This is a genomic window from Frigoribacterium sp. CFBP 13712, from assembly GCF_014842255.1.
Classification (GTDB): domain Bacteria; phylum Actinomycetota; class Actinomycetes; order Actinomycetales; family Microbacteriaceae; genus Frigoribacterium.
The window spans coordinates 631,781-650,158 of sequence record NZ_JACYVH010000001.1 but is presented as its reverse complement, the minus strand read 5'-3'; the positions used below and the strand labels follow the sequence as shown (position 1 = coordinate 650,158).

At 72.9% G+C, this 18,378-nt stretch carries 17 protein-coding genes; 12 read left to right on the top strand and 5 right to left on the bottom strand.

All coding sequences use genetic code 11. The annotated features are described in order from the left end of the window. Window positions 1-146 precede the first annotated feature (146 nt). Complete coding sequence (locus IFT51_RS03025; protein ID WP_371740671.1) at window positions 147-1,013, bottom strand: CoA ester lyase; 867 nt, start codon at window positions 1,011-1,013, stop codon at window positions 147-149. Between the two features lie 206 nt (window positions 1,014-1,219). On the opposite strand from IFT51_RS03025, the gene IFT51_RS03020 reads away from it, so the two are divergent. The 3 genes from IFT51_RS03020 to IFT51_RS03010 all read left to right on the top strand — a co-directional run bounded on the left by IFT51_RS03020 (window position 1,220) and on the right by IFT51_RS03010 (window position 4,746). After that, the gene (locus IFT51_RS03020; protein WP_192058940.1) at window positions 1,220-2,623 is read left to right on the top strand and encodes a YrzE family protein; all 1,404 of its coding nucleotides are present in this window, start codon (window positions 1,220-1,222) and stop codon (window positions 2,621-2,623) included. A 32-nt stretch (window positions 2,624-2,655) separates the two neighbouring features. Beyond that, entirely contained in the window at window positions 2,656-3,363 is a 708-nt protein-coding gene (locus IFT51_RS03015) for a hypothetical protein (RefSeq protein WP_192058938.1), read from the top strand. 105 nt (window positions 3,364-3,468) lie between these two features. Then, window positions 3,469-4,746 (top strand): Nramp family divalent metal transporter, encoded by a 1,278-nt coding sequence (locus IFT51_RS03010; RefSeq protein ID WP_192058936.1) that lies wholly within the window; start codon window positions 3,469-3,471, stop codon window positions 4,744-4,746. Between the two features lie 126 nt (window positions 4,747-4,872). On the opposite strand, the gene IFT51_RS03005 is transcribed toward IFT51_RS03010, so the two are convergent. Continuing rightward, window positions 4,873-5,964, bottom strand: a complete 1,092-nt coding sequence (locus IFT51_RS03005) for an alpha/beta fold hydrolase (protein ID WP_192058934.1) — start codon at window positions 5,962-5,964, stop codon at window positions 4,873-4,875. Between the two features lie 28 nt (window positions 5,965-5,992). Then, window positions 5,993-6,526 (bottom strand): DUF1990 family protein, encoded by a 534-nt coding sequence (locus IFT51_RS03000; RefSeq protein ID WP_192058931.1) that lies wholly within the window; start codon window positions 6,524-6,526, stop codon window positions 5,993-5,995. A gap of 48 nt (window positions 6,527-6,574) precedes the next feature. Between IFT51_RS03000 and IFT51_RS02995 the strand changes: the two genes are divergently transcribed. Further along, window positions 6,575-7,159, top strand: coding sequence for an alpha/beta hydrolase (locus IFT51_RS02995; protein WP_192058929.1), 585 nt, complete (start codon window positions 6,575-6,577; stop codon window positions 7,157-7,159). A 42-nt stretch (window positions 7,160-7,201) separates the two neighbouring features. Here the strand turns inward: IFT51_RS02995 and IFT51_RS02990 are convergent, their stop codons facing one another. Both IFT51_RS02990 and IFT51_RS02985 read right to left on the bottom strand, forming a co-directional pair. Further along, entirely contained in the window at window positions 7,202-8,500 is a 1,299-nt protein-coding gene (locus IFT51_RS02990; RefSeq protein ID WP_192058927.1) for a M18 family aminopeptidase, read from the bottom strand. A gap of 106 nt (window positions 8,501-8,606) precedes the next feature. Continuing rightward, window positions 8,607-9,011: a hypothetical protein gene (locus IFT51_RS02985; protein ID WP_192058925.1), complete on the bottom strand. Its 405-nt coding sequence runs from the start codon at window positions 9,009-9,011 to the stop codon at window positions 8,607-8,609. Between the two features lie 161 nt (window positions 9,012-9,172). Here IFT51_RS02985 and IFT51_RS02980 point away from each other — a divergent pair, with 161 nt between their 5' ends. The 8 genes from IFT51_RS02980 (at window position 9,173) to IFT51_RS02945 (ending at window position 18,375) form a co-directional block, all read left to right on the top strand. Continuing rightward, on the top strand, window positions 9,173-10,159 hold the full coding sequence (locus IFT51_RS02980; RefSeq protein WP_371740659.1) for an ABC transporter substrate-binding protein: 987 nt from the start codon (window positions 9,173-9,175) through the stop codon (window positions 10,157-10,159). 95 nt (window positions 10,160-10,254) lie between these two features. Continuing rightward, complete coding sequence (locus IFT51_RS02975) at window positions 10,255-11,247, top strand: iron chelate uptake ABC transporter family permease subunit (protein ID WP_192058923.1); 993 nt, start codon at window positions 10,255-10,257, stop codon at window positions 11,245-11,247. 116 nt (window positions 11,248-11,363) lie between these two features. Next, window positions 11,364-12,332, top strand: a complete 969-nt coding sequence (locus tag IFT51_RS02970) for a FecCD family ABC transporter permease (protein WP_371740658.1) — start codon at window positions 11,364-11,366, stop codon at window positions 12,330-12,332. A gap of 136 nt (window positions 12,333-12,468) precedes the next feature. After that, window positions 12,469-13,434 (top strand): tripartite tricarboxylate transporter substrate binding protein, encoded by a 966-nt coding sequence (locus IFT51_RS02965; RefSeq protein ID WP_192058919.1) that lies wholly within the window; start codon window positions 12,469-12,471, stop codon window positions 13,432-13,434. Further along, window positions 13,431-14,045, top strand: a complete 615-nt coding sequence (locus IFT51_RS02960) for a tripartite tricarboxylate transporter TctB family protein (protein WP_192058917.1) — start codon at window positions 13,431-13,433, stop codon at window positions 14,043-14,045. The genes IFT51_RS02965 and IFT51_RS02960 overlap by 4 nt, the downstream gene beginning before the upstream one ends. A 9-nt stretch (window positions 14,046-14,054) precedes the next feature. Further along, window positions 14,055-15,596 carry a tripartite tricarboxylate transporter permease gene (locus tag IFT51_RS02955; protein WP_192058914.1) on the top strand — a complete coding sequence of 514 codons (1,542 nt, stop codon included), beginning with the start codon at window positions 14,055-14,057 and terminating at the stop codon, window positions 15,594-15,596. Beyond that, on the top strand, window positions 15,593-16,597 hold the full coding sequence (locus tag IFT51_RS02950; RefSeq protein WP_192058912.1) for a sugar phosphate isomerase/epimerase: 1,005 nt from the start codon (window positions 15,593-15,595) through the stop codon (window positions 16,595-16,597). Before IFT51_RS02955 ends, IFT51_RS02950 begins: the two co-directional genes overlap by 4 nt. Continuing rightward, window positions 16,594-18,375, top strand: a complete 1,782-nt coding sequence (locus IFT51_RS02945; protein WP_192058911.1) for a dihydroxyacetone kinase family protein — start codon at window positions 16,594-16,596, stop codon at window positions 18,373-18,375. The genes IFT51_RS02950 and IFT51_RS02945 overlap by 4 nt, the downstream gene beginning before the upstream one ends. Window positions 18,376-18,378 lie beyond the last annotated feature (3 nt).

Below are 18,378 nucleotides of genomic sequence, written 5' to 3'. Positions count from 1 at the left end.
ACTCCTCTCGGGGATGTGGTCTGCTCGTGACAACGTGTCGCGATGCGTCAAAGATATGTCGCCGACTATCGTCTGTCAAGCGTCCGGACAGACAGAAGGAGGCGCGCCCGGGTGGGTGCGCCTCCTTCTGTCTGTGGATCGGCGGGTCAGCTCGAGGGCAGCACGCCGAACGCCGAGGCGAGCTTCTCGATCTTCTGCGCGCGGCCCAGGCGGGGCAGGTCGCTGCCGTCGCGGATGACGCGGCCGCGGCTCTCGAAGTCGGCCAGGAAGTCCTGCGCCCAGGCGACGTCCGACGGCGTGGGGCTGATGACCTCGTTGATGACGGGCAGCTGCTCGACGTCGAGGCAGAGCTTGCCGGTCATGCCGAGGGCGACGGCGACCGACGACTGCTCGCGCAGCACCGGGTGGCTGCTGCCGACGGTCGGACCGTCGATCGGGCCGGGCAGACCGCCGATGCGGCTGGCGACCACGAGGCGCGATCGGGGGTAGGCCATCGCCAGGTCGTCAGCGCTGGTGCCGGTGTCGCGGCGGTAGTCGCCGCTGCCGAACGCGAGGCGGTAGGCGCCGCGGGCCTTCGCGATCGCGGGGCTCTCCTCGATGCCGAGGGCGGACTCGACGAGCGCCAGCACGGGGAGCGAGCCGCCGAGCCGGTCGAAGGTCTCGGTGACGTCCTCCGGGGCCTCGGTCTTCGCGAGCATCACGCCCTGCAGACCCGGGAGTCCGAGCAGCGCGTCGACGTCGTCCGACCAGAACTCGGTGGAGTGGTCGTTGATGCGGACCCAGGCCCTGCCGCCGTCGCGCAGCCACGACACCACGTCGGCCCGGGCGGCGGGCTTGCGGGCCGGGTCGACGGCGTCCTCGATGTCGAGCACGATCTGGTCGGCGCGCGAGGCGGCCGCGGAGTCGAAGCGGTCGGGCGCCGTGCCCGGCACCAGCAGCCAGGAACGGGCGATGTCGGGGTTCGGCCGGCGGCGCGCCGCACGGTCGGACGACCCGGGGGTCTGCGTGGGGATGGCCCCCGTCGGAGTGCTGTCGGCGGTGTCGGTCATGACGTCCTCGTCTTCGGTTCGCTCGTCGGTCGGCACCACGCTACCGGTCGCCCCGGTGCGGAGTCCTCCCTCGGTCGGGCGGGCCTCCCGGCCTCGGGAGCCCGCGGGGCGTACCGTTCAGGAGGATCACAGGGCCCGGACCACGGGCTACGACGTACGAGGAGCCTGACATGACGGACGCACGCACTCCCGGGAGCGACCGCCCCGACCACGACCGAGACGCCGACGAGACGACACCGCGCGAGCCCGCGGTCGCCCCGGAGGACCGCCGAGACGAGTCGGACGGCGCCTACGACGACCGCGGGGCGTCCGCACCGGCCGACGCGCCCGCCGTCGACTTCGGCGCCCCGGCGTTCCCGGCGACCGCCCCCGCCGACGCCTCGGAGGCCGGCGCGCCCGTGCCCTCGAACGACCCGTTCGCCGCGCCGGTGGCCGCCGACCGCGACGGCAGTGACGTCCGCGACCGCGACGGTGACGTCCGCGATGGCGACCGTGACGGCAGCGCCCGCGACGGCGAGACCGAGGTCATCGAGCCCGTCCCCGCCGACGCACGCGACGACGACGGCACCCGCGACACCCGCGACGCCGACGCGCCGACCGCGGCCGTGCCGCCGATGGTCGCCCCCACGGCTCCGCCCGCACGCGCCTGGTCCGCCACGAGCGGTGACGACAACCAGCGCCGCACGCTGCACGACGACGAGGCCCTCCGTGCCGCCGAGGCCTCGCGCGGCGACGCGAGCGACCGTGACCGCGACCGCACCGCGGGCGACGACCGCACCGACCGCACCGACCGCGACGGAGACGCCCCCACCGTGGTCGCGCCGATCGCGTCCGACCCGACCCGCGCCTCCTCGGCTGCGGAGCACGGCTCGCGTTCGCGCGACGACGCCCCCACCGTCGCCGGCCCGACTCAGGGCTCCGCCTCGTACCCGGCTCAGCCCGGCACGGGCTCGTACCCGCTCGTCGCCGACGGCGGGATCAACCACGTGGCCGTCCGTCGCGATCTGCTCACGCAGCAGAAGGAGGAGTTCAGCGGCATCCGCTTCGGCGCCGGTCTGCTCGGCTGGTTCGCCGCCACGGGCTTCGGCTTCGTCATCATGGCGATCTACGGAGGCATCGTCGGCGCCTGGGTCGCCGCATCGGCCGACGGCTCGTCGAACGCCTTCACCGGCATGCAGCGGTTCGCCACCGACAACGGCGACGTGCTGTCGATCGTGACCGCCGTCGTCGTGCTCGCCGTCGTGTTCTTCGGCTACCTGATCGGCGGGTTCACCGCCTCGCGTGTCGCCCGCTTCTCGGGCTTCAAGCAGGGTCTGGCCACCTGGCTCTGGGGTGTCGTCGTGGGGCTGATCCTCGCGGTCGTCGCCTACGTGTCGCTCGGCGCGGACTTCTCGTCGCTGGGCGGCGCGACCGCAGCGGACGGCGCGACGGACGCCTCGGCCATGTCGATCGAGTCGATCGTGTTCATCGGCCTCGTCGTGGTGCTGAGCTTCGTCGGCGCCGTGCTCGGCGGCCTGCTCGGGCAGCGCTGGCACCGCAAGGTCGACCGTTTCATCCCGTCCGACCAGGTGTGATTAGCTCGACCCGACCGAACGAAGGAACCACCATGCGCCTCACCTCACGCCCGTCACTCGTCCGCACCGTCCTCGGTGTCGCCGTCGCCGGCGGCCTCGCCCTCTCGCTGACGGCGTGCTACTCGACGTCGGACTCCGAGAGCAACAACACGGCCCCGATCCACCGCGAGAACCCCGAGCTGCCCGAATCGGAGGCCACCCCGCTGGCCGTCGTGCCCGATCTGAGCGGCGGCGTCGACACGCAGGTCGCCGTCGACGAGAGCTTCACCAGCGCGCTCACGCTGCTCGGTCTCACGCCGGCCCCCGTCGGCGACGCGACCTTCGCCGACGGCGCGTTCTCGTTCCCGATCACGGGCGGCAACGTCTCGTACTACGACCCCGAGGGCGAGGTGCGGCCGTACGTGCAGGGCGACATCCAGCACGACGGCTCGGGCATCAGCCTCAGCTCGGGCGACACGGTCGTCGAGCTGACGAACTTCGACATCGACCCCGGTGCCTCGAAGCTCTACGGCGACGTCTCGGTCAACGGCGAGCCGGCCGCCGGGCACGCCTACCTCTTCAACCTCTGGGGCGGCACGCTCGAGCCGCTACGCACCGAGGGCACCGACGCCGTCCTCGAGGGCACGACGGTCCACGTCAGCTCCGAGGCGGCCGAGCTGCTGAACACCACGTTCGAGACGGACCTGGTGCCCGACGAGCTGCTCGTCGGCGTCGCGACGATCACCGTCGCCACGCAGTAGGTCCTCACCGCACGGACGCACGAGTGATGCCCGGGTCTCGACCCGGGCATTTCTCTGTGCCGAGAGTGAAAGTTCGGGTCACCGAACTTTGTGTAGGGTCGTCGTATGGCGACAGATGACGCACGACCGACGGACACCGAGGAGGCGCGGGTCGACGACCGCCGCGCCCCCGCCCACCCGAGACCCCGCGGTGTACTGCTCGGCCCGGCCTTCATCGCCGCGATCGCGTACGTCGACCCCGGCAACGTCGCGGCCAACCTGACGGCGGGTGCCCAGTACGGCTACCTGCTGCTCTGGGTGCTCGTCGCGGCGAACGCGATGGCCGTGCTCGTGCAGTACCTGTCGGCGAAGCTCGGCATCGTCACCGGGCAGTCGCTGCCCGAGGTGATGGGTCGGCGCCTGCCGCGCAAGCGCCGCCTGGCCTACTGGGGCCAGGCCGAGCTGGTGGCCGCGGCGACCGACGTCGCCGAGGTGATCGGCGGGGCCCTCGCGCTGCAGCTGCTCTTCGGGGTGCCGCTGGTGCTCGGGGGCGTCATCACCGGCGTCGTGTCGCTCGGCATCCTGATGCTGACGCGCTACCGCGGCGGTCACGTCTTCCAGACGATCATCATCGGTCTGCTGGCCGTGCTGACGATCGGCTTCTGCGCGGGTCTGCTCTTCGCGCCGCCGTCGGCCGGCGGCATGCTCGCGGGCATCGTGCCCCGCTTCGACGACGCGCAGTCGGTGCTGCTGGCGGCGTCGATGCTCGGCGCGACGGTCATGCCCCACGCCGTGTACCTGCACTCGGCGCTGGTCCGCGACCACCACGGGGACGTCGCCGTGGGCGCCGACCGTCGGCGGGTGCTGAAGGCCACCCGGTGGGACGTCGTGCTCGCCCTCCTCGTCGCCGGAGGGGTGAACATCGCGATGCTCGTGCTCGCGGCCTCGACGTTGCAGGGGCGGACCGGCACCGACACCATCCCGGGCGCCCATGCGGCGATCACCGAGGCGCTCGGCCCGCTGGTCGGGGTGCTGTTCGGAGTCGGGCTGCTCGCCTCGGGGCTCGCCTCGACGTCGGTCGGGTCGATGGCGGGCGCCGAGATCATGCGCGGTCTGCTGAAGATCCGCATCCCGCTGTTCGTGCGGCGGGTCGTCACGCTGGTGCCGGCGCTCGTCCTGCTCGCGACCGGGATCAGCCCGACGTGGCTGCTGGTGCTGAGTCAGGTCGTGCTGAGCTTCGGCATCGCGTTCGCGCTGGTGCCGCTCGTCCGGGCGACCAGCGACGCGTCGCTGATGGGCGAGAGCCGCAACGTGCTGGGCATCCGCATCGCGGCGTGGATCGCGGTCGGCGTGGTCGTCGCGCTCAACCTCGCGCTCATCTGGCTGACGGTGACCGGGGCCTGAGCCGCGGACGCCGCGGGCCGGGGAGGCGCGGGTCGGGGAGTCGAGACACGCCGCGCGTCGCGTGGGGGCGCGGCGTGTCGTGACTCATCGAGCAAGAGGGGCCGTGGGTCGAGCGGCCGCGGGGGCTCAGGCGGGGTCGATGTGGGGGCCGTCGTCGGGTGCGACCCCGGCCGCCGCCTTCTCGGCCTGGCGCCGATCGAAGGCGGCCTGCATCGACTCGGCGTGGTCGGTCTTGGCCGCGGCCAGGGCCTCGTCGTCGCCTTTCAGCGTCGCGACGGTCGCCCGCAGCCGCGCCCCGACGGCCTTGGCGAAGTCGCTCGGGCTGGGGCTGAAGTCGTCGCTCTCGTCGCCGTCGCTCGCATCGTCGTAGTGGTGCAGCTGCTCGCCCTCGTCGGTGTCGATGGGCTGCTGAGCGTGCTCGACGCAGAGCTTCGCGACCTCCTCGGCGTGGGCGTGCATGACCGAATGCGCCGCGCCGGGCATCTCCCAGAGTCGTGACGACGGCAGCAGCTCGCCCACTCGTCGCACCCAGTCGCGGGGGGCCACGGCGTCGAACTCGCCGCGGATCACGAGGGTGTCGGCCCGCACGTCGGGCAGGTGGTCCTCGATCGGGTACGTCATCATCTTCGGCAGGATCCGCGAGAACCACCGCACCCCGCAGAGCACGTAGGCGCTGACGGCCAGGAACTTCACGCGCCCCGGCTCGTGCCAGGCGGCCCGCGCGAACCGCAGCGCCTGGGTCACGACGCGGCGTTCGGCGGGGTTGATCACCGGGCCGATCAGCACGAGGGTCGAGAGGTCGGGGCGTCGGGCGGCCAGGTCGGTGACGATCTGGGTGCCCATCGAGTGGCCGACCAGCACGGGGTCGTCGAGCCCGAGGCCGTCGATCGCGGCGCCGACCAGGTCGGCGTACTCGCGGATCGTCAGGGCGTGCCCCGGGTGCGCCACGCCGGCGAAGCCGGGCAGATCGAGCGCGTGCACGGGGCCGAACTCGTTCAGGTTCGGCGCGAGACGCTCGAAGTAGTCGGACGACACCCCGATGCCGGGCACCAGCACGAAGGGCCGCTCGCCCGACTGGCCGATGGTGTTGACGCGCACGTACAGGTCGCCGCTGCGGATCCGTTCGACCCTGACGGTCGTATCGACCCCCGACGCACGGGCGGCGTCGCGTGCGGCGGCGCGCCTGGGGGAGCCGGCATGGCGGCGTCGGGCGGTCATCGACACAGTGTGGCACGAGCCCGGCGGCTCAGGCGCGGGCGACGACCGGGTCGAGGGCGCGCAGGTTGCGGCGCAGGATGAGCGACAGGGCCAGGGCTCCGAGCGGGCCGGCCGCGCGCATCCACCAGGCGGCGGGGCGCCAGACGACGCGGATGTCGAGGGTGACCGTGCCGTCGGGGTGCCGTCGCACGACGTAGCTCTCGAAGCCGCGCTGCGGGTGGCCGACGAGCGCGGCGTGGACGAATCCGATCTCGGCGGGCGAGTCGACGACGTCGATCACGCGGCAGGCCACCGCGGGGCGGAGGGGGCCGAGGGTCACCGCCCACATGCTCGAGGCCCCCGGCGCGACCCGCGCGGGCACGTCGAGCGGCACGAAGCCCGAGCCGCGGTGCACCTCGAAGCGCAGCACGGCGTCGCCGGCGGTTCGGAACACGGCGTCGCCGCGGCCGATCACCCGCGATCGACGCGTGACCCGGAACCCGTGAGGCGGCGGGGCGTCGAAGCCGATCGGGCCGTCGACGGTCAGGGCCTCGCCGAATCCGCGAGCCGCGTATGACGTCATGGGTCGAGCCTGCCACGACGAGTCGCGTCGACGGGGCAGGATCGACGCGTGACCGCTCCCTCGTATCTCGTGCTGCACGGCTGGCAGAACCACCGGCCTGCGGATCACTGGCAGCATCGGCTGGCCGACGAGCTGACCGCGCGCGGCCTCGTGGTCCGCTACCCGCAGCTGCCCGACGCCGACGATCCCGACCTCGCGGTCTGGGAGGAGAGCGTGCGCGCCGAGCTCGCCGCCCTGCCCGAGGGCCCGGTCACCGTGATCTGCCACAGCCTCGCGTCGGTGCTCTGGCTGCGTCTGCAGACCGGCGACGCGCCTCCTCGGGTGGATCGCGTCGCGCTGGTGTCGCCGCCGTCGCCCGAGCTCGTGGCGGGCCAGAGCATCCGCGCGTTCGTCGCCGGCGAGGCCTTCGACGGGCGGCTCCTGCCCGCGGGTGCCGCCGAAGCGGTGGTGGTGGCGGGCGACGACGACGAGTGGCTGCCGCTCGGTCTGCAGGACACGTGGGAGGCGCGGGTCGACGCCCCGCTCCACCTCGTGCCCCGAGGCGGTCACCTCACCCCCGACTCGGGGTTCGGGCCCTGGCCCGAGATGCTCGCCTGGGCGCTCGGCACCCCGGCCGCGGACGCGTTCGCCTGAGCCGACCGTCGGGGGTCCGCCGACGCGAGCGCCCTCGGGGGCCTAGGCGACGGGGGCGAGGAACGCCGCGGCGGCGCGCGACAGGTACCCGGGGTCGTCGGCGCCGCACAGCTCGCGGGCCGAGTGCATGCCGAGCAACGGCACCCCGACGTCGATGGTGCGGATGCCCAGCCGCGTCGCCGTGATGGGCCCGATCGTCGAGCCGCAGGGCACGGCGTTGCTCGACACGAACTCCTGGAACGGCACCCCGGCCTGCTCGCACGCCCTCGACCACTCGGCGGCCCCGAGCCCGTCGGTCGCATATCGCTGGTTGGCGTTGATCTTCAGCAGCGGACCGCCGTTCACGATCGGCTGGTTGGCGGGGTCGTGGCGCTCGGGGTAGTTCGGGTGCACGGCGTGACCGGCGTCGGCGCTGAGGCACCACGACGCCGCGAGGGCGCGCCGGTGATCCGTGGCGGTCGCTCCGAGGCCGTCCGAGACGCGGGCCAGCACATCCTCGAGCATCGGACCCGCGGCGCCCGAGGGCGTCGCCGAACCGACCTCCTCGTGGTCGAAGGCGGCGAACACGGCGACGTGATCGAGTTCAGCACCCGCGCCTCCTGCGCTCGCCGCGGTCTCGATCAGGGCGACGAGCCCGGCGTGGGTCGACGTGAGGTTGTCCATGCGGCCGGCCGCGAAGAGCTCGCCGTCGAGACCGAGACGTGCAGGAGGCGCGGTGTCGGCCACGACCACGTCGTACCCGGTCACGTCGGCGGGCGCCAGACCCGCCAACGCCGCCAGGTGGCCGAGCACGTCGGCCTCGTCGAGCGGGCCGGCCCCGACGACGGGGTTCAGGTGGCGCTGGGGGTCGAGCTTCAGACCCTCGGCGTTGACACCGCGATCGAGGTGCACGGCCAGCTGCGGGAACCTCAGCAGCGGGCCGGTCCGCACGAGGCGCGTCTCGCCGGTGCGGGTGACGAGGCGCCCCGCGAACTCGAGGTCGCGGTCGAGCCACGAGTTGAACAGCGGCCCGCCGTAGACCTCGACGCCGGCCTGCAGCCAGCCGCGCGTGCCGGTCGTCGGCTTCGGCTTGAGCTTGAATCCGGGGGAGTCGGTGTGCGCGCCGACCACGCGGAACGGCGTGGTCGCGCCCGCTCCGGTCGGCTCGATCCAGGCGACGACGGCGCCGTCGCGCACGATGTAGCGGGCACCCGGGCCGGTCGGCCAGGCGTCGGTCTCGACGAGTCGGGTGAAGCCGGCCTCGTCGAGACGCCGGGCGGCCTCGGCCGCGGCGTGGAACGACGAGGGGGAGGCGGTGATGAAGCGGGCGAGATCGTCGAGGTGAGGGCGTGAAGAAGTCATCGAAACCAGCATGCACCACCTGGTCGCCCGCGAGACCCCACGAAGTCGTGGAGACCCCGGTGCGCGCGCCGGGGTCTCGGTGACTCCGTGGTGTCTCGCCGCGGGGTCAGCGGCCGCCGCTGCCGCCGCGGTTCGCGCCGATGTCACCGCGGTGGGCACCGGCCTCGGGGTCGTCGGAGCGCACATCCGCGGCGAGGGCGGCGTCCTGCTCGCCCGAGAGCCCGGCCGGGCTCGCCGCGACGTAGTCCTCCTCGCCCGAGAGCGTGCCGCCGAGGGGCTGCGCGACGTCGCCGTCGGGGGTCGCCTCGTCGCCGGTCGCGGGCGCCCCCTGAGTGTCGGTCTCGGTGTCGGCGGTGCCGTCGCGGTCGCTCGCGTCGGGGCTGCCGTCGCCTTGGCTGGCGCGGTAGGTCTCGACGGCGGCCGCCTCGAGGGTCGCCTGATCCACGGCGGCGCGCTCGTCGTCGGGTCGTGCGGCGTTCGGGCCGTCGGTGCGGTCGGTGCTCTCGCTCATGGGGGTCCTCTCGTGCTGGGTGCGGTCGACGCTAGGCGCTCGCCGTCGACGGCGCCCCGACGCCCAGTTGTGTTAGGTAAGGCTTACCTACTATGGTCGTCCCCGTTCCAGCCGGTCCCGACCCGGCTCCCCCTCTCGTCAGACGATCGAAGGCTCTCCCCGTGGTTCTCCCTCGCCCCTCCTCCCCGTCGATCTCCCCGTCCGGGCGGTCCCCGATGCTCATCCGCCTCGCGTCCGCATCGGTCGCCGTCGCCCTCTCGGTCGCGTTGTCCGCCTGCACGACCGGTGTCGGCTCGGCCGCCGACGGCTCCGAGGCCGACGCGTCCTCGTCGTCGTCCGCCCGGACGGTCGCGCACGCCCGCGGCGAGACGGCCGTCCCGGCCGCGCCGCAGCGCGTGGTCGTGCTCGAACCCGTCGCCCTCGACACCACCATCGCGCTCGGCATCGTGCCGGTCGGTGCCGCGGTGCTCAACGAAGCGGCCGGTGTGCCGGCCTACCTGGGCGACGAGGCGGCGTCGATCGAGACGGTCGGCACCGTCACCGAGCCCGACGTCGAGAAGATCGCCTCGCTCGCCCCCGATCTCGTGATCGGCACCGAGTCGCGCCACTCGGCGCTCTACGACCAGCTCAGCGCGGTCGCGCCGACGGTCTTCCTGGCCTCGCAGGCCGACCCCTGGAAGGACAACGTGGCTCTCGTCGGCGAGGCGCTCGGCCGGGCCGACGAGGCGACGGCGCTGCTGGCCGACTACCAGGCACGCTGCGACGAGATCGCCTCCGAGTTCGACGTCTCGGGCACGGCGCAGCTGATCAGGCCCCGCGACGGCCTGCTGACCCTCTACGGCCCCGAGTCGTTCGCCGGCAGCACCCTCGAGTGCGTGGGCTTCGAGACTCCCGAGCGCGACTGGGAGGACTCGATCTCGGTGGACCTCTCACCCGAGAAGGTGCTCGACGCGACGGCCGACCAGGTCTTCGTCACGACCACCGACGTCTCCGACGAGTCGACGACGCCCGAGGCGATCAGCGACAACGCCTCGGCGTTCCCCGAGCTGCACCTCGTCGACCAGTCGTACTGGATCACCGGGGTCGGTCCGCTCGGCGGTCTGGCCGTGCTCGACGACATCGAGGGCGTCCTGAGCCGCACCCGGTGACGCGCCTCCCCGACGATCGCCGCCTGGCTGGGCGCCGCCTGGCTGAGCGCCGCCTGGCTGAGCGCCGCCTGGCTGAGCAACCGCAGGCGAGGCGGATGAGGGTCGGCGTCGGGATCGCCGTCGCCGTCGTCGCGCTGCTGGTCGCCGCCCTGCTGTCGCTCGCGCTCGGCGCCAACGCGCTGAGCCCGCGGCTCGTGCTCGACACCCTCGCCGGGGGCGGCACCGACGAGTCCCGCTTCGTCGTGATCGAGCAGCGGCTGCCGCGCACGCTGGTCGGTGCGGTGGTCGGCGTCGGGCTGGGCGGAGCCGGGGCCCTGATGCAGGCGCTGACCCGGAACCCGCTGGCCGACCCGGGCATCCTCGGTGTCAATGCGGGCGCCGCGGCCGCGGTGGCCGTCGCCGTCGTCTTCTTCGGCGTCGTCGAGATCGGTCAGTACGTCTGGTTCGCCTTCGGCGGGGCGCTCGTGCTGACCGCCGTGGTCTCCGTGCTCGGGTCGGCGGGCCGGGGCCGCGCCGACCCCGTCCGGCTGACGCTCGCCGGTCTCGCGGTCGGGGCGGTGCTCTCGGGCGTCACCACGGGGCTGACGTTGACGAACCCGGATGCGTTCGAGCGCCTCCTCGGCTGGTCGGCCGGGAGTCTCGTCGGTCGCGGTCTCGACGGGCTCGCCTCGGTCGCGCCCCTCGTCGCCCTCGGCGCGATGCTCGCCCTCGTCGTCGCGCCCGCCCTGAATGCGGTCGCGCTCGGCGACGACACCGCGGTGAGTCAGGGGGTGCACCTCGCGCGCACGCGCCTCCTCTCGCTCGCCGCCATCACCCTGCTCGCCGGCACGGCCACGGCGCTCGCCGGCCCGATCTCGTTCGTCGGCCTGATGATCCCGCACGTGGTGCGCTGGGGGATCGGCGTCGACCACCGCCGCATCGTCGTCGGCTCGATGCTGGTCGCGCCCGTGCTCGTGCTCGTGTCGGACGTCGTCGGACGGGTGCTCGTGTCGCCGTCCGAGATGCCGGTCGGGATCGTCACCGCGTTCGTCGGAGCGCCCGTGCTCGTCGTGCTGGTGCGGCGCCGACGCGGGGCCACGGCGCTGTGAGCGGGACGTCGCGGCGCGAGCGGGCGGTCGGCGCGGCCGGTGGGGCCGGTGCGCCTGGTGCGGCTGGTGCCGATCGTCCAGCCAGCGGGCGGCCCGGCCCCGGACGGCATCGTGTCGTGGCGGTCTCGGTCTCGCTCATCGCCGCCGCGCTCGCCCTGGCCGTCGTCGGGTCGATGTCGGGCGACTTCGCCGTCTCTCTGCCCGACGTGCTCGGCATCGTCACCGGGTCGACAGAGGGTCTGCCTCGCACGATCGTGCTCGAGTGGCGGCTGCCGCGCATCGCGGCCGCCGCGGTGGTGGGGATCGCGCTCGGGGTCGCCGGCGGGCTGTTCCAGACCGTGACCCGGAATCCCCTCGCGAGCCCCGACATCATGGGTCTGTCGAACGGCGCGTTCGTCGGGATGCTCGGCGCGCTGATCGTCGTCGGGCCGTCGTGGGAGTCGCGAACCCTCGGAGCTCTGATCGGCGGTCTCGTGACGGCCCTGCTGATCGCCCTGCTCTCGAGCGGGACGTCGGCCGGCGGGTTCCGGTTCATCGTGGTGGGCATCGCGGTGTCGTCGATGGCGGCGTCGCTCGGCACCTGGCTGCTGCTGCAGGTCGAGCTCGACACGGCGCTGTTCGCGTCGGCGTGGGGTGCCGGCACGCTGGCGGGTGTCGAGGCGACGGGGGTCGGGGCGGCGGGCGTGCTCGTGGTGCTCCTCCTGCTCGTTGTGCCGGTGCTGGCTCCGGGGCTCCGGCAGCTGGGCATCGGAGACGACCTCGCCGCGGTGACGGGGGTGCGGGTCGAACGGCTGCGCGCCTCCTCGCTGGTGATCGGCGTCGCGCTGGTCTGCGTGGCCACGACCGTCTCCGGTCCGGTCGCGTTCGTCGCCCTGGCCGCCCCGCAGATCGCGAGGCGTCTCACGCGCACGGCGCACGTGCCGCTGGTCGCGTCGGCGCTGACCGGTGCCGTCGTCCTGCTCGGCTCGGACCTGATCGCGCAGCACGTGCTGCCGGTCACGGTGCCGGTCGGCGTCGTGACGGTCGTCGTCGGCGGCTGCTACCTCGTCTGGCTGCTGTCGCGGGAGCTCAGGAGGCGCGGGTGAGCCTCGCGGGGATCTGACCGGGGGGGCTGACCAGAGACCATCGACACAGGGCTGGCGCGAATCCGATAGGATATGCGATAGTTCCTGAAGCGGGTGGTTCGCACCCGGGTGGACCCGATCACTGGAGATCAAGACGATGAAGTCACGTACCCCCCTCGTCGCCGGCCTTGCCGCGGCGTCCCTGCTCTGCCTCACCGCCTGCGGTTCCGCTGCGGGAGGCAGCACCGCCGACGGCGCCCCCACGGGCAACGTCACGATGCTCGTCCCGATGGGCGCCGGTGGCGGCAGCGACCTCTCGGGTCGCGCGATCGCCTCGGGCCTCGAAGGCGGCACCGGCCTGAACGTCAGCGTCGAGAACCGCGAAGGCGGTTCGGGCGCCATCGGTTACTCGTACTTCCTCGGACAGGAGGGCCGCAACGATCTGCTGCTCGCGGCCGAGACGGCGATGCTCGCGCTGCCCGTCACCCAGGACGTCCAGTTCACCTACGAGGACTTCACGCCGATCATGAAGGTAGGCGACGACTTCACTCTGATCGTCGTCCCGGCCGACAGCGAGTACGACACCTGCACCGACGTCGTGGATGCGGCCGCCGACGAGCGCGTCGTCGCCGCGGTGTCGGGATCGACGTCGCTCGACGAGATCGTCTTCACCCTCATCGAGCAGGAGGAGGACGTCGAGTTCGACCGCGTGCCGTTCGAGTCCGGCAGCGAGGTGCTCACGGGTCTGCTCGGCGGCCAGGTGGACGTCGCGTCGCTCAACCCGGCGGAGGTCATCGCCCAGCTCGAGGCCGGCGACCTCAAGGCGCTGTGCGCCGTCGCCGAAGACCGTTACGAGTACGAGGCGCTCGCCGACATCCCCACGGCCGCCGAGCAGGGCATCGACGTGTCGTTCGCGCAGTTCCGCGGCTTCATCGCCCCGGGTGGCATCAGCGCCGAGACCGAGCAGTTCTGGATCGACGCGGGAGAGGCGTACGCCGACAGCGACGCGTACACCGAGTACGTCGAGAGCAACTACCTGCAGCCGAACGCCCAGTACGGCGACGAGTTCGGCACCTACCTCGGCGAGAACACGGCCGACCTCGAGAAGGTGTTCGCCGAGTGACGGCCGTCCACCGCGGCGGACTCGCCGCCAGCGCCGTCCTCGCGGCGATCGGCTCCGCCGCCCTCGTCGGGGGTCTCGGGTACGGCGTGACGGTCGAGGGAGGCGAGATCGGCCCGGGCTTCCTGCCCGCCATGGCCGGCGGCCTGGTCGCCGTGTTCGCCGTCCTCGATCTGGTGGGGCGCCTCCGTCGACGTCCCGACCGGCCCTCCCAGGCCGAGCTCATCCTCGACACGCGCTCCCGGCCCGACGACGGCATCGTCCTCGGCGACCCGCTCGACCCGGGTGCTCCCACGACCAGCACCCAGTGGATCCACTCGCCCCTGGCGACGGACGACGACGACGGAGTCGACATCCTCGGCCGCACCCAGCGTCAGCGCAACCGCATGCTGGCGGTCGTGCTCGGCCTCGTCGTCGTCACGCTCGCCATGGTGCAGGTGGTCGGCTTCCTCCTCGCCTTCGTGCTGCTGCTCTTCGTGGTCGCCGTCTTCGTGGAGCACCGCCGAGTCCTCCCGTCCGCCCTCGTGGCGGTCGCCGCGGGCGTCGTGACCTACGCCATCTTCGTCGCCCTGCTGCGCGTGCCGCTGCCGCAGGGTCTGCTCGGCCTGATCTGAAGGACGACCATGCTCGACAACCTCGCACTCGGCTTCTCGACGGCCTTCACGCCCGAGAACCTCCTCTGGTGCTTCATCGGCGTGCTGCTCGGAACGATCATCGGGCTGATGCCCGGTCTCGGCTCGACCACCGGCGTCGCGATCCTCATCCCCCTGACCCTCACCCTCGAACCCGTCACGGCGCTCATCATGCTGGCGGGCATCTACTACGGCGCCCAGTACGGCGGCACGATCACGTCGGTGCTGATCTCGACGCCCGGCGAGGCCGCGAGCGTGGTCACCACGCTCGACGGCTATCAGATGGCCAAGAACGGCAAGGCCGGATCGGCCCTCGCGATCAGCGCCATCGGCTCGTTCGTCGCGGCGATCATCTCGCTCGCGCTGCTCATGTGGCTCGCCCCTCCGCTCGCGGACCTGGCCCTCAACTTCGGACCGGTGCAGAACCTCGCGATCATGATCCTCGGTCTCGTCATCGTCGTCAGCTTCGCCGGGGGCTCGTTGTCCCGTGGGCTCATGATGGCGGCGGCGGGTCTGCTCATCTCCACCGTCGGGGTCGCGACCGGCTTCAGCGACGCGCGCTTCACCTTCGGCAGCATCAACCTGCTGAGCGGCATCCCCTTCATCGAGGTGATGATCGGTCTCTTCGCCGTCGGAGAGGTGCTGCACCAGATCCGACGCGGGGCCGACGCCCCAATCCGCACCCGGTTCCGCGACATGGTCATCAGCCGCGGCGAACTGAAGCGCAGCGCCGGTCCGATCCTCCGCGGCAGCGGCATCGGCTTCGTGCTGGGAATCCTGCCCGGCGCCGGCTCGACCCTCGCCTCGTTCATGGCGTACGGCATCGAGAAGCGCGTGTCGCCCCGCAAGGCGATGTTCGGCAAGGGCGCCATCGAGGGCGTCGCCGCCCCCGAGAGCGCCAACAACGCCGCGGCCAACGCGAACTTCGTGCCGACCCTCGCACTCGGAATCCCCGGAGGCGGCACGACGGCGGTCCTGCTGGGCGCCTTCACCGTGTACGGGCTCCAGCCCGGACCCCGCCTGTTCGAGACGCAGCCCACGCTGATCTGGGGTCTTCTCGTGTCGTTCTTCATCGGCAACGTGATGCTGCTCGTGCTGAACCTGCCGCTCGCGCCGGTGTTCGCCCAGATGCTGCGCATCCCCTACGGCTACCTCTATCCGATCATCCTGCTGACCAGCTTCGTCGGCGCCTACTCGGTCAGCAACAACATGTTCAGCGTCGTGCTCGTCCTGATCTTCGGGGTGGTCGGCTGGATCATGAAGGAGCTCGACCTGCCCATGGCGCCGCTCGTGCTGGGCCTCGTGCTCGGCCCGCTGTTCGAGAAGGCGCTCGTGCAGACCTCCGCCATCGGCCAGGGCAGCTTCCTCGTCCTGCTCCAGAGCCCGATCAGCGTCGGCATCCTCCTCTTCGCCGCCGCCCTGATGGTCGGCCCGAAGATCGCCGGGCGCTTCGCGGTCCGCCGCAGCCCCCGTGTCGCAGCGACCGACGACGCCGAGACGCGCGATCACGCCCGGGAAGAGGCCGGACGATGAGCCCCTCGCGCGACGACTGGCCCATCGCGGCCGCGATGCTGCAGTTCCCGGCGGTCGACCGCGACGGCACGAGCACCCTCGACGCCGCGCCGGAGGCCTGGCGGGCCTCGTTCGAGGAGATCCGCGAGACGGGCTTCGACCTCGTCGAGATCAACGACAACTGGCTGCGGGTCGGCGATCTGTCCGGCCGGCGTCTCGACGAGCTGGCGGGTGCCGGCCGGGATGCCGGCGTCGACCTCACGAGCGTCTGCGTGGTGCGGTCGAGCGTCATCGACCCCGAGGTCGGTCTCGAGAACCTCGCCTACAGCCACCGCACCCTCGAGGCCGCGGCCCGTCTGGGGGCGGGGGTCGTCTCCGTCGGCTTCCACCGGCCGCTCACGAGCGAGCAGCGGGATCGGCTGTGGTTCTGGACGGCGCAGGGCGAGATCGACGCGCCGGACGACCCCGAGAACTGGCAGCTCGCCGTGGCGCGGATCACGGAGCTCGGGCGGCACGCCGCTCAACTGGGCCTGGACCTGACGCTCGAGATGTACGAGGACACCTATCTCGGCACCGCTGCCAGCTCGGTGCGTCTCGTCACCGAGGTCGGACTGGACAACGTCGGTCTCAATCCCGACGTGGGCAACCTCGTCCGTCTGCATCGGCCGATCGACGACTGGCGCGAGACCCTGGCCGCCACCCTGCCGCACGCCAACTACTGGCACGTCAAGAACTACCACCGTGACGAGGACCCGGCGACGGGCGCCTACACGGCCCTGCCCGCCCCGCTCGAGCTCGGCCTCATCAACTACCGGCACGCCGTGCGCGACGCCGTCGAGGCGGGCTTCCGCGGCACCTTCGTCTGCGAGCACTACGGCGGCGACGGGCTCTCCGTCGCCGCCCTGAACCGGGACTACCTCCGCCGCGTGCTGCCCAGCGCCGAGCGGATGGCCGTCCTCGACGGGCGGGAGGCGCTGGTCGCCTCCGCCGTCACCGACCCGAGAGAGGAGATGGTGTCGTGACCATCCTCGACTACGACGCGACCACCTTCGCCGACGAGGCCCTGGACGGCTTCGCGGCGGCCCATGACTCCCTGCGCCGTGTGGAGGGCGGCGTCGTGCGGCGCACACCCCTCGCGGACGGCCAGGTCGCCGTCGTGGTGGGCGGCGGCTCCGGCCACTACCCGGCCTTCGCCGGCCTCGTCGGTCCGGGCCTCGCCGCCGGTGTCGCCTACGGCAACATCTTCGCCTCGCCGTCCGCCGGTCAGGTGTGCCGTGTGGCCCGGGCCGCTCAGCGCGGCGGCGGGGTCGTGCTGTCGTTCGGCAACTACGCCGGCGACGTCCTGAACTTCGGCCAGGCCGCCGAGCGCCTCCGGGCCGAGGGAGTCGACGTCCGCGTGGTCGCGGTCACCGACGACATCGCCAGCGGCAGCCGCGACGAGATCGCCAAGCGTCGAGGCATCGCGGGCGACCTCACGGTCTTCAAGGTGCTCGGCTCCGCGTCCGAGGCCGGTCTCGACCTCGACCGCGTCGAGGAGCTCGGGCGACGGGCGAACGACCGCACGCGCTCGTTCGGCGTCGCGTTCTCCGGATGCACCCTGCCCGGCGCGACGGAGCCGCTCTTCACGGTGCCCGAGGGTCGGATGTCCATCGGCCTCGGCATCCACGGCGAACCGGGCATCGGCGAGGCCGACCTGCCGTCGGCCCGCGGACTGGCCGAACTGCTCGTCGGATCGCTGCTCGCCGAGGCCCCGGAAGGCGCCGGAGACCGGATCGTCGTCCTGCTCAACGGACTCGGCACCTACAAGTACGAGGAGCTCTTCGTGCTCTACGGCCACGTCCGGCGCCTGCTCGACGAGGCCGGCGTCACCGTCGTGCAGCCCGAGGTGGGCGAGCTCGTCACGAGCCTCGACATGTCGGGCGTCTCGGCGACCTTCTTCTGGGTCGACGACGAACTCGAGCAGCTCTGGGGGAGCCCGGCCTCGAGCCCCGCCTTCCGGAAGGGAGCCGTGGAGGCGCGGGTCGACGACGCAGGGGGCGGCCCCGGTCTCGAGGCGCCCCCGTCGGTCGCCCCGGCCGACGACGATCGTCATGTGGGCGCCGGTCGGCCCCTGCTCGAGGGATTCGAGCACGTCGCCGAGATGGTCGTCGCCTCGGAGGAGGAGTTCGGCCGTCTCGACGCGGTGGCCGGCGACGGCGACCACGGCATCGGCATGGCTCGCGGCATCACCGCCGGACTGGCGTCGGCCCGCGCCGCCGTCGAGCGCGGCGCCGGCGTCTCGACCGTGTTCGCCGAGGCCGGAGAGGGCTGGGCCGAGCACGCGGGCGGCACCTCCGGTGCGCTGTGGGGCGTCTGCCTGACCAGCGCCGGCGCCGCTCTGGCCGCCGAACCCGACCTCCGCGACCCGCAGGCGTCGGCCCGGGCCGCTGCGGCGGGGCTCGAGGCCATCCAGCGTCTCGGCGGGGCCGAGGTCGGCGACAAGACCCTGGTCGACGCGTTCGTCCCCCTGGTCGACGCGCTCGGTCGCGCGGCCGACGAGGGGCTCGACCTGCCCGAGGCGTGGGCGCGGGCCGCAGCGGCGGCGAGCGAGGCCGCGGACGCGACCGCGCGCCTCCGGCCCCGACTCGGCCGTGCGCGACCGCTCGCCGAGAAGAGCCTCGGTCACCCCGACGCGGGCGCGGTGTCGTTCGCGCGCATCGCCGGCGTCGCCGCCCGCGAGGTCGAGGCGCAGAGCGGCGCGATCACAGTCGACACGGCCGGAGACACCCCGACCGCGAACCCCATCCACCAGGAGGCCTGAACC

Excerpts from the sequence above, each read along its gene's own strand:
- IFT51_RS03020 (WP_192058940.1), top strand. The coding sequence starts at position 1,220 with ATGACGGACGCACGCACTCCCGGGAGCGACCGCCCCGACCACGACCGA.
- IFT51_RS03015 (WP_192058938.1), top strand. The coding sequence starts at position 2,656 with ATGCGCCTCACCTCACGCCCGTCACTCGTCCGCACCGTCCTCGGTGTC.
- IFT51_RS03010 (WP_192058936.1), top strand. The coding sequence starts at position 3,469 with ATGGCGACAGATGACGCACGACCGACGGACACCGAGGAGGCGCGGGTC.
- IFT51_RS03005 (WP_192058934.1), bottom strand. The coding sequence starts at position 5,964 with ATGACCGCCCGACGCCGCCATGCCGGCTCCCCCAGGCGCGCCGCCGCA.
- IFT51_RS03000 (WP_192058931.1), bottom strand. The coding sequence starts at position 6,526 with ATGACGTCATACGCGGCTCGCGGATTCGGCGAGGCCCTGACCGTCGAC.
- IFT51_RS02990 (WP_192058927.1), bottom strand. The coding sequence starts at position 8,500 with ATGACTTCTTCACGCCCTCACCTCGACGATCTCGCCCGCTTCATCACC.
- IFT51_RS02985 (WP_192058925.1), bottom strand. The coding sequence starts at position 9,011 with ATGAGCGAGAGCACCGACCGCACCGACGGCCCGAACGCCGCACGACCC.
- IFT51_RS02975 (WP_192058923.1), top strand. The coding sequence starts at position 10,255 with ATGAGGGTCGGCGTCGGGATCGCCGTCGCCGTCGTCGCGCTGCTGGTC.
- IFT51_RS02965 (WP_192058919.1), top strand. The coding sequence starts at position 12,469 with ATGAAGTCACGTACCCCCCTCGTCGCCGGCCTTGCCGCGGCGTCCCTG.
- IFT51_RS02955 (WP_192058914.1), top strand. The coding sequence starts at position 14,055 with ATGCTCGACAACCTCGCACTCGGCTTCTCGACGGCCTTCACGCCCGAG.
- IFT51_RS02950 (WP_192058912.1), top strand. The coding sequence starts at position 15,593 with ATGAGCCCCTCGCGCGACGACTGGCCCATCGCGGCCGCGATGCTGCAG.